The following is a 14,419-nucleotide window of genomic DNA, read 5'->3' as shown; positions in this document are numbered from 1 at the left end:
GGTGAGTCCGACAAGTCCGCCTGTCCTGTCGGCGGAACAAATCGAGGTCTGGCGCACCATGCAGCGTGCCCAGATGCGGATCACCCGGAGCATCGAATCCGACCTCCTGGAGTCCCACGATCTGGCGATGGCCTCGTACGACGTGCTGCTCCAACTGTCCGAGTCGCCCTACAAGCGGCTGCGGATGAACGACCTCGCCGACCGGGTGCTGCTGTCGCGCAGCGGGCTGACCCGGCTCATCGACCGGCTGCAACGCGACGGCCTGGTCGAACGGCAGGCCTGCCCGAGCGACGCGCGCGGTCTCTACGCCGTGCTCACCGACAAGGGCACCGCCTTGCTCGACGAGGCCACCCCCACCTACCTGCGCGGTGTGCGGGCCCAGTTCGTCGACCGGCTGGAGGAGGCCGAGCTACGGCAGTGTGCGGCGCTTGCCGTCAAGCTGGTCGACTAGCCAGTCGGCCTCGGCCTTGATGAAGTCGCGGGTGGCGACCTCTCCCAGGGCGATGCGGAGCGCGGCGATCTCCCGGGTCAGATATTCGAGCTCGGCCCGGTTCTGCTCCGCCGCGCGGCGGTCCTGCTCGCCCTGAACCCGGTCGCGGTCGTCCTGGCGGTTCTGCGCGAGCAGGATCAGCGGGGCGGCGTACGACGCCTGGAGCGACAGCATCAGGGTCAGGAAGATGAACGGATAGGGGTCGAACCTGTCCGGGGTCAGCGCGTTCCAGGCGATCCAGATGATCACGAAGGCGGTCATGTAGACGAGGAAGCGCGCGGTGCCCAGGAAGCGGGCGAACTTCTCCGACCACTTGCCGAACGCCTCGGCGTCGTAGCGGATGGGCAGCCGCCTGCGCAGTTCGCGGGGCTGGTCGAGCCGGCCTTCAGTCATGACGCTCCCGCCAGTCTTCGGGCAGCAGGTGGTCGAGCACGTCGTCGACGGTCACCGCGCCGATCAGGCGGCCGTCCTCGTCGATCACCGGGGCCGCCACCAGGTTGTAGATGGCCAGGTAGGAGGCCACCTCGGGGAGGGAGAACTCGGGCCTGATCGGGTCGACGCTGTCGTCGACCAGGGAGCCGATCAGGGCGAAGCTGGGCTCGCGGAGCAGCCGCTGGATGTGCGCGATGCCGAGATAGCGGCCGGTGGGGGTCTCGGTGGGCGGGCGGGCCACGAAGACCTGGGCGGCGATCGAGGGCGGCTGTTCGCGGGTGCGGAGGCGGGCCAGCGCCTCGGCGACGGTGGCGTTGGGGGGCAGGATGACGGGCTCGGTGGTCATCATGCCGCCGGCGGTGTCCTCGGCGTAGCCGAGCAGGCGGCGGACCGGATCGGCCTCTTCGGGGATCATCAGGGCCAGCAGCGCCTCGGCCTGCTCGGCGGGGAGCTCCTGAAGGAGGTCGGCGGCGTCGTCGGGGCCCATGTGCTCCAGCACGTCGGCGGCCCGCTCCGCGTCGAGGTTGCCCAGCACGGCGACCTGGTCGCGTTCGGGCAGCTCCTCCAGCACGTCGGCCAGCCGGTCGTCGTTGAGCGCGGCGGCGACCTCGGCCATCCGCTTGCCGGGGAGTTCCTGGAGCACCCCGGCCAGGTCGGCGGGGCGCATGGCGTCGAAGGCGGCCAGCAGGCTCAGCGCGCCCTGGTCCTTCTGGGCGGCCTCGAAGCCGGTGACGTGGCCCCAGTCGACGACGGTCGTCTCGCCCCTGCGGCGGGTGCCGCGCCGGACGGCGACCTTGGTGATCAGCCAGTCGGGCGGGCTGGGCTGCTCCATGGCCAGGTCGAGGACGGTGCCGGGTTCGCCGTCCGCGGTGATCTTCAGGTCGAGCAGCTCGCCGATCGCGAGGGTCTCCGACTCGCGCTGCTCGAAGCGGCGCAGGTTGAGGCGGCCGGTGAAGATCACCGCGCCCGCCTCCACCGAGATCACCCGGGTGATCGGCAGGAACACCCGGCGGCGCGGCTGGACCTCCACCACGTAGCCGTGGACGCGCGGGGGCAGCGGGCCGCGCAGCCCGACGACCACGTCCCGGATCCGGCCGATCTTGTCACCGGCGGGATCGAACACCGCGAGCCCGGCCAGCCGGGCCACGAAGATCCGCTCCACGCTGGCAGGTTATGGGGATGCCCCGGTCCGCTCGGATATGACAGGATCAAAGTAGGTCAACGGTAGTTACAGGGAAGAGTCATGATCCGGTCAGTCAGCCTTGGAATCGCGGCCGTGTCCGCTGTTTGCTTCGGATTCTCCGGGCCGATGGCGAAATATCTGAACGCCGCAGGGCTCGCCCCGCTTGAGTCGGTGTGGGTGCGGATGGCCGGCGCCGGGCTGCTGCTCCTGGTCGCGCTCGCGCTGCTGCGCCCCGCCGCGCTGCGCATCCCCCGTTCCCAGTGGCTCTTCTTCGGGGTGTACGCCCTGGTCGCCGTCGCCGGGGTGCAGGCTCTGTACTTCCTGGCCATCCAGCGGCTGCCCGTCGGCGTGACGCTGCTGATCGAGTACACCTCGCCGGTCCTGGTCGTGCTCTGGGTGCGGTTCGTCCGGCGGATCAGGCTGCCTCGCGCGGCCTATGTCGGCGCGGTGATCGCGGTGGCCGGGCTGGCGGTCGTCGTCGAGGTCTGGGACGGGCTGCGGCTCGACGCCCTGGGGCTGGTGCTGGCCCTGCTGGCGGCGGCGTGCTGCGCCGGATATTTCCTGATGAGCGACAACCTCCACGTCGATCCGCTCGGGCTGGTGGCCTGGGGCATGATCGGCGCGGCGGTGGTTCTGGTGCCGTTCGCGCAGCCGTGGGGGATCGACTGGTCGGTGTTCGGCGACGTCGTGACCGTGGCGGGCAACACGCTTCCGGTGGCCGGGGCGGCCGGGTGGCTGATCCTGGTGGCGACCGTGGTGGCGTACATCGCGGGGGTGACGGCGGTGCGGCGGCTGTCGGCGGCGGTGGGGGCGACGGTGGCCTCGCTGGAGGTCATCACCGGCGCGCTGATCGCGTGGGTCCTGCTGGGTGAGGCGCTGGGCGCCTACCAGATCGTCGGTGGCGCGGTCGTGCTGCTCGGGGCGCTGCTGGCCCAGACGGCCACCGCGCGGCGGGCCCCCGAAGAGGTGGCGCCCGCCGTGCGTGAGCCGGTTCTCAACCCGTCGGCCTGAGGCGGACCACCGCCGAGCGCTTGGCCCAGCGCGCCTGCAGGCCGGTGGCGTCGGGGGCGTTCAGTCGCTCCTTGGCGAGGGCGGCCACCACGTCGGGGCTCGATTTCTGGTCGACGACCTCGACCGCCGCGGGGAAGCGGACGAGCTGGGCGCCGTTGTCCTTGCTGCGGAGCACGACCTCGATCTCGTGTTGGGCGGTGAGGCCGGGGAGGTTCTGCTCCCCGCCCCCGACCACCAGGTAGATGGCGTCGTCATGCCAGACGTGCCAGGCCAGGCGGGTGCCTTCGGGCAGCACCACCCAGAGCACGCTCGACCGCTTCGCGGCGTCTTCGATCAACGCGGGGCTCATGACGGTCAGTTTTCCACAGGTCAAGACGACTGTCAGGAGGCGATTTTCCAGGCCGCGGGGAGGAGTCCGGCCGCGAGCAGGACCTTGATCCCGTCGCCGATCAGGAACGGCACGACGCCCTTCTCGATCGCGGTCGCCAGGCTCATGTCGGCGGCGAGGGCCAGCCACGGCACGCCCACCAGGTAGATCAGGACGGTGCCGAGGACCATCGTGACCACGGCCCTGCCGACGGTGCGGTCGCCGCCGCGTCCGGCCAGGGCGCCGACGACGGCGGCGGCCAGGAAGAAGCCGACGACGTAGCCGAGCGTGGCGTCGCCCGCGGCGGTGAACCACGGCACCCCCGCCAGGCCCGCGAGCAGGTAGAGGGCCATGCCGGCGGCGGCCCGCCACAGGCCGAGCGTGGCGCCCGACAGCAGCACGGCGAAGGTCTGGAGGGTGACCGGCACGGGGCTGCCGGGGACCGGGAACGCCACCTGGGCGGCCGCGCCGGTCAGCGCGGCGGCCGCGACGACGAGGACGACGTCACGAACGATCGTGCCGGGGATGAGGTCGGACAGGACCGCGGGACGGCTCGCGGCGACGGCTCGGGACATCTGCTGGCTCCTATGGGAGGCGGACTTACCTCACTATTAATCACATAGATCACCTATGCACCCCCTATGACGCCGGGCACAACGTCCACCGCCTGGGTTTGTAGGGTTGGCCCATGCGCGCGCGTCGTACGTGTCTGGCGGTTCCGGGGAGCAACCCGAGGTTTCTGGAGAAGGCCCAGGGGTTGCCCGCCGACGAGGTCTTCCTCGACCTGGAGGACTCGGTGGCCCCGCTGGCCAAGGAGCAGGCCCGGGGGAACATCGTCTCGGCGCTGAAGACGGGCGACTGGGGCGGCAAGACCGTGGTCGTGCGGGTCAACGACCTGTCGACCCAGTGGACCTACCGCGACGTCATCGAGGTGGTCGAGGGGGCCGGGGACCGGCTCCACTGCCTGATGCTGCCCAAGGTCGAGGACGCGTCCCACGTGCGCTGGCTCGACCTGCTGCTGACGCAGGTCGAGAAGGCCGCAGGGCTGCCCGTCGGCGCGATCGGGATCGAGGCGCAGATCGAGAGCGCCCGGGGGCTGGTGAACGTCGACGAGATCGCGGCGTCCTCCCCCCGGGTCGAGACGCTGGTGTTCGGGCCGGCCGACTTCATGGCCTCGATCGGGATGCGCACGCTCGTGGTGGGGGAGCAGCCGCCGGGCTACGGCGAGGGCGACGCCTACCACTACATCCTGATGCGCATCCTCATGGCCGCCAGGGCCCACGGGCTGCAGGCGATCGACGGGCCCTACCTGCAGATCAAGGACGTCGAGGGGTTCCGGCGGGTCGCGGCGCGGGCGGCGGCGCTCGGGTTCGACGGGAAGTGGGTCCTGCACCCCGGCCAGATCGACGCGGGCAACGCGGTGTTCTCGCCCGAGCAGGACGACTACGACCACGCCGAGCTCATCCTCGACGCCTACGACTACTACACGACGGTCGAGAAGCGCGGCGCGGTCATGCTCGGCGACGAGATGATCGATGAGGCGTCCCGGAAGATGGCGCTGGTGGTGGCGGCCAAGGGCCGCGCCGCAGGGCTCGCCCGGACGAAGGGGTTCGAGCGGCCCTGAAGCGGGACGCGGACGGCCGAAGGCCGGGCGTGGCACGCGCGGTGAACCTGCCCAGGAGACAGGCTCAGAATTGGATGCCGATCGTGGTGAAGAACCAGAACGACGAGGTCAGCCAGAGGCCGATGAGCAGGGTGAACAGCAGGCCGCCGAGGACCGGCAGGCTCCAGCCGGGCAGGCCGCGCTTGGGCAGCGACAGCATCTTCGTGACGAACACGCCGTAGAAGAGGCAGCCGAGGATCGAGTGGAACATGACGCGCGGGTCGTCGTAGCGCGCGCCCACCGAGTAGAGGCAGTGGAAGGCGACCGGCACGGTGGCCAGGAAGGCCAGCCGCCCCGACCAGCGGTGCACCGGACCGGGCCACGAACCCTGGACGGGGATCCGGCCCCAGATGGCGAAGGCAGTGAACACCTGCACGAGCGCGAGCACGGCCGCGATCGTGGTCAGCCAGACCTTCATCGCCAGCGGGCCGGAGAACCCGGCGATGCCGACGGCGAAACCGGTCGGGGGGTGAAGCTCGCCGTACACCCCGAGCGCGGCGGCGACCAGGCCGCCGGCGAGCACGGGGATGACGAGGAGGGCGACGGCGCCACGGTGCTGGGGGGCGACTTGAGTGTGGGACATCTCAGGCTCTCAGGCTTCTCAAGGAGGTCGTCAAGGAGTCGGGGCCCAGGCAGGCCCGGCGGATCTAGGACAGGAAGGCGTCGATGAACTGGTCGGGGTCCTGGGGGGTCAGCGGGATGCCGTACCACTCCTGGACGCCGCCGTCGAAGGCCGGGGCGGCCTCGCCGGCGTTCTCGCCGATCATCAGGCGGCCGACCGACTGGCCGTTGGGGAGCTTGATCCAGCCGCCGACGACGCGCGCGCCGCGGACCTGGGCGGTGGCCCGGTAGAGGCCTGAGGGCTTCTTGACGGTCGCGGCCGAGAAGCGCCACGACTTGTTCTTGAACTCGATGCGGCCCTGCGCCTTGCCGCCGCGGAGGGCGGCGGTGACCAGGGTGTCCTTGCCTTCGAGGGTGACGGTGTTGTCGGCGGCGGTGCCGCGCAGCCACGCCTCGATCTGGCCGTCGCAGAAGTAGCCGACCACCTTGCCGTTGCGGATCGAGATGGCGATCAGGCCGCCGTTCTGGTCGACGACGCCCGCGTAGTCGGCCTTCTTCGGGGTGGGGTCCTCCTGCTGCTCGGGGGCGGCCACCTCCTCGGGCTCCTGGGTGGCGTCGGCGGTGTCGGCGGTGGGCTCGGGGGTGGCCTCGGGTGTGGCCTCGGTGTTGGCCTGGGGGGCGGCCGCCGGGATCGCGGCGGTCTCCTGGATGGCGGGCGAGGCCGTCGCGCTGGCCACCGTCAGTCCGGCGGTCATCACGGCTCCGACGGCCAATGTGTATATGGGTCCTAGCCGGCTCATTTTCCGTATCTCCTGGGATTGGTTCCTGCCCCAGAGTGAAACGCGGCGAGCCGCGTCTGTCTGTGGACTAATGCGCACTCGTCAGGGATGAGAATGGGGGCGTGATCCAGCAGCCATCAGTTTCGCCGTGGATCGTCCCGCCACCACCCGGTTCGCGGTACGACCAGCTCGCCCGCACCCCGGCGAACCGGTGGTGGCGGCCCCTGCTCGGCACGGTGCTGATCGTGGTCGTCTACGTGGCGCTGTCGGCGGCGCTGGGCCTGCTCGGGGTGATCCTGGCCGTGGGCCTGGGCGAGCCGACGACGCTCTCGCCCGGCCGGGTGCTGTTCGAGGATCCGGTTCTCGACCTCGCGTTCCAGCTCGTGGCCATCGCGATCCTGATCCCCGTCGTGCTGGGGGCGGCGTGGCTGGTGCAGCGGCGCCCGCCCGGAACCCTGTCGTCGGTCGCGGGACGGCTGCGGTGGCGGTGGCTCTTCCGATGCGTTCCATTGGCGGTCCTCGCGGTGGTGCTGGGGGAGGCCGCCCAGAGCCTGACCCTGCTGGCTACGGGGGAATCTCCTGGTTACGGCTGGGCGGGCTGGTCGAATCTGCTCGTGCCGTTGCTGGTGATCCTTCTCCTCGTGCCCATACAAGCGGCTGCAGAGGAGTACGCGTTCCGGGGCTGGGTGGTTCAGGCTTTCGGCGCATATCTGCGCAATCCCTGGTGGGGGATCGTCGTCTCGTCGGCCGTGTTCGCAGCGTTTCACGGTTACACCGATTTCGGGATCGCCTATACCTTCGGGTTCGGCGTTCTCATGGGATGGGTGTCGGTGCGGACCGGCGGTCTGGAGGCGGCCATCGCGCTGCACGCCGTGAACAACGTCGGGGCGTTCGGGATCGCGGCGGTCGCGGGGGGCCTGGGATCGGCGCTGGAGCAGGGTTCCCTGCCCTGGCAGACACTTGTGGGAACGATCGTGCAATTTGGCGTTTTTGGGGTTGGTGTCGTGGTTTTGACGCGTAAGTCGGGAATTTCAGTGGAGGGCGGATAAATCTCACTAGAGAGGAGGTGATCGTGGGTTGGGGGAGGGGTATCAGAGGGATTGCGTCCCTCCCAGACATGTGTGGAACGGTCCTGATAGAGGAGGTAAGTGGCCGTGCCCCCCGAAGACGAGGAGCAGCCGGAACTCCCGCCCAAGCTCCACCACTCGCCACCGGGCCCTGCCACGACCCCCGAGGAGTCTCCCCGCCGCCGCACCTCCCCTTGGGCACTGCCCCCCTTCGCCGCGCCGACCCCCGAAGAGCCTCCGGTACGCGGCCGACGCCCCTACGGCGGCCCGGCCCGGCCTGACGACGACCCAGAGCCGGAACACGACGACAGCCTCGGCATGACCCAGCCCCGGCGGGCGATCGGGTCGTTACCCTTCGAGGCGCTGGGCGAGCGCCGCCACGGCCCGATCGGGCCCCGGCCCGGCGAACCCGAAGACCAGGTCGTCTGGCCGCTCGCGGGCTCGCCGTTGCCGTCGCCCCCGGTGGCCCCGCCCGGCCAGGACACAGAGGCCGGACCTCGGGAGGACGCGCCGGCCGGCCTGAGGGACACCGGGCGGCTGACCGGGCTCGCCGGACTGGGCGGGGCCGCGCGGGACGGCGACCTGCCGCCCGGGGTCGAGCCGGTCTATCCGCTCGATCCGGGCATCCGGGGCGAGGACGCGACCCCCGAAGGCATCTACCCGCCCGACCCCGGCCTCCGCCAGAACCGGCCCTCCGACTTCCCGCCCCGCCACCACCGGCCCTACTCCAGCCCGCAGCCGCCCGACGACGACGAACGGCAGGCTCGGCGGCCCTACCCCGACAAGCTGGTCGCCTCAGGGCCGCCGCGTGAGCACGGCATCCGGGTCCAGCCGGCCATCCCGGCCGAACCCGAGTTCGTGCCGGAGCCGGAGTTCGGGCCGGGGCGGCGGGACGGTGACGTGGCGGCGGCGGTTCCCGCCGTGCGGAAGCCGCCGGAGCGGATCGGGAAGCCGCCGGGCGGGCGGCCGTTGCGGCCTGACGTGCTGGCCACCCTCGGGCCGCCGCGCGGCGGCAAGCACGGCCGGCGCGGGGTGCGGACGCAGCGGCGCAGGCCCCGGATCGGGCTGCCGCTGCTGGTCATCGTCGCGGTCATCACGGCCGCGGTGTTCGGGCTGTTCGTGGTCAGATGGGCCACGGCCCCGGCCACGTCGGGCATCCGGCTCGCGCTCGGCGACGGGCAGTCGGGCGACTCGGCGTTCCAGGCCCCCGGGCTGCCGGGCAACGGGTCCCGGCAGGTGCTCACCTCGGTCGCGTCGTCGGGCTCGACGATCGTGGCCGTCGGCACCGACACCACCAGCGCGGTCGCGCGTCCCCTGTTCGTCGTCTCGGCCAACGACGGCAAGGACTGGACGCTCGGCGAGGTCAACGGTCCCCCCGGGTACGAGGACGCGCCCGGCTCGCCCGGCCGGGTCGTCGGAAGCGGCGGGAAGTGGCTGGCGGTCAGCACCGACCCCGCCGGGCCGTCCGGACGCGGCATGTGGACCTCGGCCGACGGGCGTTCGTGGGCGGCGGTCGACCCGGCTCGCCTGGGGATGTTCCTGGAGTCCGACCGGGTGACCGATCTGGCCCGGACCGCCACCGGGTTCGTCGCGGTCGGCAGCACCGCCCAGCCCGACGGCACCGCGGGCGCGGTCGCCTGGACCTCGGCCGACGGCCAGGCGTGGACCCGGGTCGAGACCCCCCGGATCGGCACGCCGGACATGATCCGCACCGTCAAAGCGGTCGTGGCCAAGGGGGACAAGGTCGTCGCCCTGGCCGAACCCGGCGCGGGGACCGCCACGGTGATCCTCCGTTCGGACGACGGCGGGCGGACGTGGCTGCGTACCGCCACGGCTCTGAAGGACATCAGGCCCGAGACGGGCGCGCTGGCGGCGTCGGGTGACGGCTTCGTGCTGGTGCCGACCGGGCAGCGGTTCCCCGGGCCCGGCGTGCGGGTGCACTGCTCGCCGGAAGGGCAGAACTGGACCGCCTGCGGGACGATCGGGCCGCTCAGCCCGGCTGGAAGCGGGGTGCGCGGGCTGGCCGCCTCCGGCGCGGGGCTGGCCGCCGTGGTGGAGTCGGCGTGGGAGGAGTACGCCCTCTTCACCAGCGACGACGGCCGCGACTGGCGCAAGCGGGCCGACCTCGGCGCGATCCCGGGCACGCTGCGCGGGCTGACCATCACCGACAGCGGACGCCTTGTCGCCGGCGGCGACAAGCGCGGCGCCGGTGACGTGGAGAACCTGCCTGTCCTGATGACGGCGGAGAAGGGCAAGTCCGCCGAGGCGGTGCCTCTGGAGAGCGTGCCCGGCCTGAACCGGCTGGCCCGCAACACCTCCGGCGTGCTGGCGGCGGGCGGCGCGTTCGTCGCGGTCGGCTCGGCCAACGGCGACGCGGGCATCTGGACCAGCGGCAACAACGGCGCCAACTGGCGGGCGATCAACTCCCAGTGGCTCGGCGGATCAGGGCGGCAGGCCCTCTCCGACGTCGCCTACGGCCCCAAGGGCTGGCTCGCGGTGGGCAGCACGATGGCCGATCTGCTCGTCACCAAGCCGCTTCTCGTGGTGTCCTCCGACGGCAAGGGATGGCGGCAGGGTCCGGAGATGGCCACGCCCGAGGGCCACGTCTCGCTCGCGCCGCAGACGGTCGCGGCCGGGCCGAAGGGATACGTGCTGGCCGGGGAGGACCAGTCCGGCGCGGGCGTCGGCCCGGCGCTCTGGTTCACCGGCGACCTGAAGAAGTTCACCCGCGTGCCCCGGCTGCCCGCCGGGGCGTCCGAGGTCCGCATCCACGACGTCGCCGCCACCGACGACGGGTTCGTGGCCATCGGCGGGTCCGGCCGGTCCGAGCGGGAAAGCGGGGTCGTCTGGGTCTCCAATGACGGGCTGACCTGGGAGGCCAAGAACCGGGTGCTGCCCGACGACGCCCAGTCGGCCGGGCTGCGCCACGTGATCGCCCGCGACGGCAGGCTGATCGCGACCGGGACCGCGCTGACCGACGACGGGGCCCGTCCCTTTTCGGCGGTGAGCGGAGACGGCGGCGACAGCTGGGAGTTCGCCTGGCTGCCCGCCGAGGCCCCGGCCGTGGTCCTCGACCTGACGGCCAGCGAGCGCGGGATCGTCGCCGTGGGGGCCCACGGGACCGGGAACGAGGTCGACAGCTCGGTGTGGGCGTCGGAGGACGGGCTGGTCTGGGTCCGCCACGGGCTGGTCGAAGACGGGCTCGGCGGGCCGGGCGCCCAGTGGCTGGAGGCGGTGACGATCTCCGGCCAGCGGGTGATCGCGGTCGGCCGCTCGACGACGAGCACGACCGACAACATCACCATCTGGCGCAGCACGCTGTCGTCGGGAGACGCGTAGCCGGGGTCAGATCAGGCCGTCCAGGAAGTCGAGGAGGCCCTTCGTCAGCGGGAGGCGGACGAGATCGTCGGCGGTGGCCCAGGTCGCCGCCGACGCGTCGTCGCCCGGGGTGAGCTCGCCGCCGGTCACGTGGGCGTGGTAGTCGAAGATCTCGTAGAAGCCGATCATCACCGTGCCGGCCAGGGCGCCGACCTCGATCTCCAGGCCTGTCTCCTCGCGGATCTCGCGGCGCAGGGCCTCGTGGTCGGTCTCGTCCTCCTCGACGCGGCCGCCCGGCAGGGACCACAGGCCCTCCGACGGCGGGTGGCCACGCTGGATGAGCAGGAGGCGACCCTCGGTGTCGCGGATGACGGCCCCCACACATCGCATAACGCCAAGATTACGGCTAAAAGGCTCGGGGGGCCTTGACGGGTCCCGGTCGGCGGAGCACGGTGAGTAACTGTGAGAGCCGCGCCCACCTGTCCCCGGTGTTTCGGCACGCTGACCGAGCAAGGCACGCGGTCCGGCGGCTGGCGATGTCCCGTCCACGGTGAGGTGCTGCCGCACCACTCCCACCCGCCCGGCCCGGCCGCCGTCGAACTCATGAGGGGCTCCGCCGTGCCCGTCTGGGTGCCGTGGCCGCTGCCCGCCGGGTGGCTCGTCACCGGGTTCGCCGAGGCGGGCGACCGGGCCAGCGTCGTCGCCGTCTCCGGGCCCTCGCTCAGCTACGGGCCCGCCGACCTGCTGATCATCTCCGAGGAGGTGGGGGTGGGGCTGGGGTCCGCGTACGCCGGCCTCCCTGGGCCCGACCCCGGTGACATCGCCGACCGGCCGCCGATCACCAAGATCGACGCCAACGGCCATTCGATCCCGCTCTGGGTGGTGCGCAGGGGTGTGCCGGCGGATCGGGCCGTCTATGTAGGCGAGGCCGCCGGGCGCTGGCTGTGGGCCGTCGCGTGGCCCGCCGAGGCCGGAAACCTGATCACGCTGATGCAGCTCGCGCTGGCCGATCTCCGCGATCTCGAATGGGACGTGCCCTTCGGGGCGTTCTCTCCCCGTCTGACGGGGGAAGGCGCAGCGGAGACGGGCTAGAGTGCTGTTCGTGACAGCGCGTATCGAGCGAGTGGTGACCTCGGGGGTCGTCGAGATCGACGACGTCGAGCACAAGGTTGAGAACAACACCTGGATCGTGGGTGACGACGAGGAGGTCATCGTCATCGACCCCGCGCGTGACGCGGAGAAGATCCTGGAGAAGGTCGGCGAGCGACAGGTTCTCGCCGTCATCTGCACTCACGGGCTGCCCGACCACGTCGGCGGCGCCATCGAGGTGGCCGCCCGCGACGAGGCCGTGATCGCCCTGAGCCCCAAGGACAAGCGCCTGTGGCGGCAGACCTGGGAAGACACCTGGCCCGACATCGAGATGGAGGACGAGGGCCTGTTCGCCGTCGCCGACACCGAGCTCGAGGTCATGAGCACCCCGGGTGTGACCTCGGGCGGCGTGTCGCTGCTGGCCGAGTCGCTGGGCGTCGTGTTCACCGGCAAGACCCTGCTGGCCGACGGCCCCGGCAAGCTCGGCGGTGACTACCCGGCCCTGGCCGACCAGCTCACCTCCATCGGCGAGCGGCTCTTCACCCTCCCCGGCGACACCCGGGTCCTCCCCGCCCACGGCGAAGAGACCACGATCGGCGACCTGGAGCCCCTGTTCGACCGGTGGCTCTCCGGTTCGCTGACCGCCGACCCCGAGGAGCAGCCGCAGGAGGGCCCGCTGACCGACGGCACCCGCGCGTCGGGCATCCGCCTCAACGTCGACGACCACTGAGCGCGGTGGAGCAACTCCCCCTGGAAGGCATGCCGCGGCGGCTCTTTTCCTGCACGCCGTCGCGGCTGAACTCCTGGCTCGACTGCCGCCGCCGCTACCGGTTCACCTACCTCGACCGGCCCGCCCCCCAGAAGGGGCCGCCGTGGGGCCACAACAGCGTCGGCGCGTCGGTCCACAACGCCCTGGCGGCGTGGTGGCGGGAGCCCTACCAGCGGCGAACCCCGCTGTCGGCGGCGATCCTGGTCTCCAACGGCTGGATCACCGAGGGTTTCCGCGACGCGGAACAGTCGCTGAAGTGGCGTGACCGCGCCAGGGAGATGGTCTCCGGCTACGTCTCCACGCTCGACCCCTCCGACGAGCCGGTGGGCGTGGAACGCACGGTCGCGACCCGCACCTCGGTGATGGCTGTCTCCGGCCGCATCGACCGTCTCGACCGGCGTGGCGAAGAGCTGGTCGTGGTCGACTACAAGACCGGCCGCCGCCCGCTGACCAGCGACGACGCGCGCGGCTCCCTCGCCCTGGCGATCTACGCCGTCGCGGCGAGCCGGGTCCTGCGGCGTCCGTGCCACCGGGTCGAGCTGCACCATTTACCGACCGGCGAGGTCGTCGAGTGGGAACACACCGACGAGTCCCTGGCCCGGCATCTGTCGCGGGCCGACCAGATCGCGGCCGAGGCCCAGGAGGCCGACGAGGCCTACCGCGCGGGCGAGGCGAAGGACGAGACCTTCGCGCCGTCGCCGGGCGTGCTGTGCTCCTGGTGCGACTTCCGCCGCCACTGCCCCGAGGGTCAGGCGGCCGCCCCCGACAAGGAACCCTGGGACGGCCTGGCGCCCCTCGGCTAGCGCGACAGCATCGCGCTCTCGGCGGTGTTCCAGAACCTCGTGAGGGCCGCCGCCGTCGTCTCCGGGGCCTCGACCGCGGGGCTGTGGACCGCACCCGGGACGACGACGCACTCGCAGTCGAGGCGGTCGGCCATCTCCGACTGGAGCCTGGGCGGCCAGCCGTCGTCGTGTTCGCCGTAGAGGACCAGGGTCGGCAGGCCGGTCTCGGCGAGTTCGTCGACGCGGTCGTCGGCGTCGAGGACGGCGCGGCCCATGCACTCCAGGCCGACCAGCGAGTTGGCGAACAGACGCCGGCGCAGGAAGTCGACGATCTCCTCGGGCACGCCCGCGCGGAGCGCGTCGGGCTCCATCTTCTCGGTCCACATCGCTTCGAGGTCGAGCTCGGGCATCTTGGCCAGCATCCGCCGCCCGGCCACCTCGCGGGGGCCGACCATTCCGGCGGGCCCGGTGGACATGAGCGTGTAGGACGCCAGCTTGGCCGTGCCGTCGAGCACGGTCTCGCGGGTGACCAGGCCGCCGAAGGAGTGTCCGAGCAGGTGGACGGGCTCTCCGCCGCCCACCACGTTCACCAGGGCGTCGACGTCGCGGCCCAGGGCCGCGCACGTGTAGGCGGAGGGGTCGTCGGGGCCGGGTGTCTCGAACTGGCCCTTCAGGTCGATGGCGACGACGCGGCGGCCGGCCTGGGCCAGGGTCTGCAGGACCGAGATGAAGTCTTCCTTGCTGCCCGTGTAGCCGGGCACCAGCACGGCCGGCCACCGGTCGGGCAGGCCGCTGCCGGGAAGGGCCTCAAGAGCGGCGAACACCCCTTCGGGCGTCTCGATCCGCTTGGGGCTCACCCCTGGTGGCAGGGTCAGGAATCTCGGCGTACTCACGTGAAGCCACGATAC

General features: G+C 71.9%; 16 protein-coding genes. 8 read left to right on the top strand and 8 right to left on the bottom strand.

Going from position 1 to position 14,419, the window contains the following annotated elements:
- Window positions 1-73: 73 nt before the first annotated feature.
- Window positions 74-451, top strand: a complete 378-nt coding sequence (locus AW270_RS31720) for a MarR family winged helix-turn-helix transcriptional regulator (RefSeq protein WP_245674954.1) — start codon at window positions 74-76, stop codon at window positions 449-451.
- Here AW270_RS31720 and AW270_RS31715 read toward each other — a convergent pair.
- Together AW270_RS31715 and AW270_RS31710 are read right to left on the bottom strand one after the other, a co-directional pair.
- Window positions 410-883, bottom strand: a complete 474-nt coding sequence (locus tag AW270_RS31715; RefSeq protein ID WP_061299807.1) for a DUF1003 domain-containing protein — start codon at window positions 881-883, stop codon at window positions 410-412. The genes AW270_RS31720 and AW270_RS31715 overlap by 42 nt on opposite strands.
- A complete protein-coding gene (locus AW270_RS31710; RefSeq protein ID WP_061299806.1) occupies window positions 876-2,084 on the bottom strand; it encodes a magnesium transporter MgtE N-terminal domain-containing protein in 1,209 nt (402 codons plus the stop codon). The genes AW270_RS31715 and AW270_RS31710 overlap by 8 nt, the downstream gene beginning before the upstream one ends.
- 81 nt (window positions 2,085-2,165) lie before the next feature.
- On the opposite strand from AW270_RS31710, the gene AW270_RS31705 reads away from it, so the two are divergent.
- Window positions 2,166-3,116, top strand: coding sequence for an EamA family transporter (locus AW270_RS31705; RefSeq protein WP_061299805.1), 951 nt, complete (start codon window positions 2,166-2,168; stop codon window positions 3,114-3,116).
- On the opposite strand, the gene AW270_RS31700 is transcribed toward AW270_RS31705, so the two are convergent.
- Window positions 3,100-3,465, bottom strand: a complete 366-nt coding sequence (locus tag AW270_RS31700) for a hypothetical protein (protein WP_061299804.1) — start codon at window positions 3,463-3,465, stop codon at window positions 3,100-3,102. The genes AW270_RS31705 and AW270_RS31700 overlap by 17 nt on opposite strands.
- 32 nt (window positions 3,466-3,497) lie before the next feature.
- Window positions 3,498-4,058 carry a biotin transporter BioY gene (locus AW270_RS31695; protein ID WP_061299803.1) on the bottom strand — a complete coding sequence of 187 codons (561 nt, stop codon included), beginning with the start codon at window positions 4,056-4,058 and terminating at the stop codon, window positions 3,498-3,500.
- Between the two features lie 113 nt (window positions 4,059-4,171).
- On the opposite strand from AW270_RS31695, the gene AW270_RS31690 reads away from it, so the two are divergent.
- Window positions 4,172-5,107: an HpcH/HpaI aldolase/citrate lyase family protein gene (locus tag AW270_RS31690; protein WP_061299802.1), complete on the top strand. Its 936-nt coding sequence runs from the start codon at window positions 4,172-4,174 to the stop codon at window positions 5,105-5,107.
- 64 nt (window positions 5,108-5,171) lie between these two features.
- Here AW270_RS31690 and AW270_RS31685 read toward each other — a convergent pair whose 3' ends face one another.
- Window positions 5,172-5,729 carry a DUF6529 family protein gene (locus AW270_RS31685; protein ID WP_061299801.1) on the bottom strand — a complete coding sequence of 186 codons (558 nt, stop codon included), beginning with the start codon at window positions 5,727-5,729 and terminating at the stop codon, window positions 5,172-5,174.
- Window positions 5,730-5,793: 64 nt separating this feature from the next.
- Window positions 5,794-6,462 carry a hypothetical protein gene (locus tag AW270_RS31680; protein ID WP_157522906.1) on the bottom strand — a complete coding sequence of 223 codons (669 nt, stop codon included), beginning with the start codon at window positions 6,460-6,462 and terminating at the stop codon, window positions 5,794-5,796.
- Window positions 6,463-6,608: 146 nt separating this feature from the next.
- On the opposite strand from AW270_RS31680, the gene AW270_RS31675 reads away from it, so the two are divergent.
- Both AW270_RS31675 and AW270_RS31670 read left to right on the top strand, forming a co-directional pair.
- On the top strand, window positions 6,609-7,535 hold the full coding sequence (locus tag AW270_RS31675; protein ID WP_061299799.1) for a CPBP family intramembrane glutamic endopeptidase: 927 nt from the start codon (window positions 6,609-6,611) through the stop codon (window positions 7,533-7,535).
- Between the two features lie 105 nt (window positions 7,536-7,640).
- Window positions 7,641-10,892, top strand: coding sequence for a hypothetical protein (locus AW270_RS31670; RefSeq protein WP_157522903.1), 3,252 nt, complete (start codon window positions 7,641-7,643; stop codon window positions 10,890-10,892).
- A gap of 6 nt (window positions 10,893-10,898) precedes the next feature.
- Here the strand turns inward: AW270_RS31670 and AW270_RS31665 are convergent, their stop codons facing one another.
- Complete coding sequence (locus AW270_RS31665) at window positions 10,899-11,261, bottom strand: NUDIX hydrolase (protein WP_061299797.1); 363 nt, start codon at window positions 11,259-11,261, stop codon at window positions 10,899-10,901.
- 72 nt (window positions 11,262-11,333) lie between these two features.
- Between AW270_RS31665 and AW270_RS31660 the strand changes: the two genes are divergently transcribed.
- From AW270_RS31660 to AW270_RS31650, 3 genes are read left to right on the top strand one after another with little or no spacing between them, the layout of a single operon-like run.
- The gene (locus AW270_RS31660; RefSeq protein WP_082801974.1) at window positions 11,334-11,963 is read left to right on the top strand and encodes a DUF6758 family protein; all 630 of its coding nucleotides are present in this window, start codon (window positions 11,334-11,336) and stop codon (window positions 11,961-11,963) included.
- Between the two features lie 10 nt (window positions 11,964-11,973).
- Window positions 11,974-12,690 carry an MBL fold metallo-hydrolase gene (locus AW270_RS31655; protein WP_061299878.1) on the top strand — a complete coding sequence of 239 codons (717 nt, stop codon included), beginning with the start codon at window positions 11,974-11,976 and terminating at the stop codon, window positions 12,688-12,690.
- Window positions 12,691-12,719: 29 nt separating this feature from the next.
- Window positions 12,720-13,532, top strand: coding sequence for a RecB family exonuclease (locus tag AW270_RS31650; RefSeq protein WP_174549906.1), 813 nt, complete (start codon window positions 12,720-12,722; stop codon window positions 13,530-13,532).
- Here the strand turns inward: AW270_RS31650 and AW270_RS31645 are convergent.
- Window positions 13,529-14,404: an alpha/beta fold hydrolase gene (locus AW270_RS31645; protein WP_061299795.1), complete on the bottom strand. Its 876-nt coding sequence runs from the start codon at window positions 14,402-14,404 to the stop codon at window positions 13,529-13,531. The two genes, AW270_RS31650 and AW270_RS31645, sit on opposite strands and share 4 nt — an antisense overlap.
- Between the last annotated feature and the right edge of the window lie 15 nt (window positions 14,405-14,419).

The sequence above is a fragment of the Herbidospora cretacea genome, from assembly GCF_001570605.1.
In the GTDB taxonomy this organism is placed as follows: Bacteria; Actinomycetota; Actinomycetes; order Streptosporangiales; family Streptosporangiaceae; genus Herbidospora; species Herbidospora cretacea.
Note: the sequence above shows the minus strand (reverse complement) of the source record. Positions and strands in the feature narration are given on the sequence as shown.

Excerpts from the sequence above, each read along its gene's own strand:
- AW270_RS31705 (WP_061299805.1), top strand. The coding sequence starts at position 2,166 with ATGATCCGGTCAGTCAGCCTTGGAATCGCGGCCGTGTCCGCTGTTTGC.
- AW270_RS31685 (WP_061299801.1), bottom strand. The coding sequence starts at position 5,729 with ATGTCCCACACTCAAGTCGCCCCCCAGCACCGTGGCGCCGTCGCCCTC.
- AW270_RS31720 (WP_245674954.1), top strand. The coding sequence starts at position 74 with ATGCGGATCACCCGGAGCATCGAATCCGACCTCCTGGAGTCCCACGAT.
- AW270_RS31700 (WP_061299804.1), bottom strand. The coding sequence starts at position 3,465 with ATGAGCCCCGCGTTGATCGAAGACGCCGCGAAGCGGTCGAGCGTGCTC.
- AW270_RS31695 (WP_061299803.1), bottom strand. The coding sequence starts at position 4,058 with ATGTCCCGAGCCGTCGCCGCGAGCCGTCCCGCGGTCCTGTCCGACCTC.
- AW270_RS31680 (WP_157522906.1), bottom strand. The coding sequence starts at position 6,462 with ATGACCGCCGGACTGACGGTGGCCAGCGCGACGGCCTCGCCCGCCATC.
- AW270_RS31665 (WP_061299797.1), bottom strand. The coding sequence starts at position 11,261 with ATGCGATGTGTGGGGGCCGTCATCCGCGACACCGAGGGTCGCCTCCTG.
- AW270_RS31715 (WP_061299807.1), bottom strand. The coding sequence starts at position 883 with ATGACTGAAGGCCGGCTCGACCAGCCCCGCGAACTGCGCAGGCGGCTG.
- AW270_RS31650 (WP_174549906.1), top strand. The coding sequence starts at position 12,720 with ATGCCGCGGCGGCTCTTTTCCTGCACGCCGTCGCGGCTGAACTCCTGG.
- AW270_RS31690 (WP_061299802.1), top strand. The coding sequence starts at position 4,172 with ATGCGCGCGCGTCGTACGTGTCTGGCGGTTCCGGGGAGCAACCCGAGG.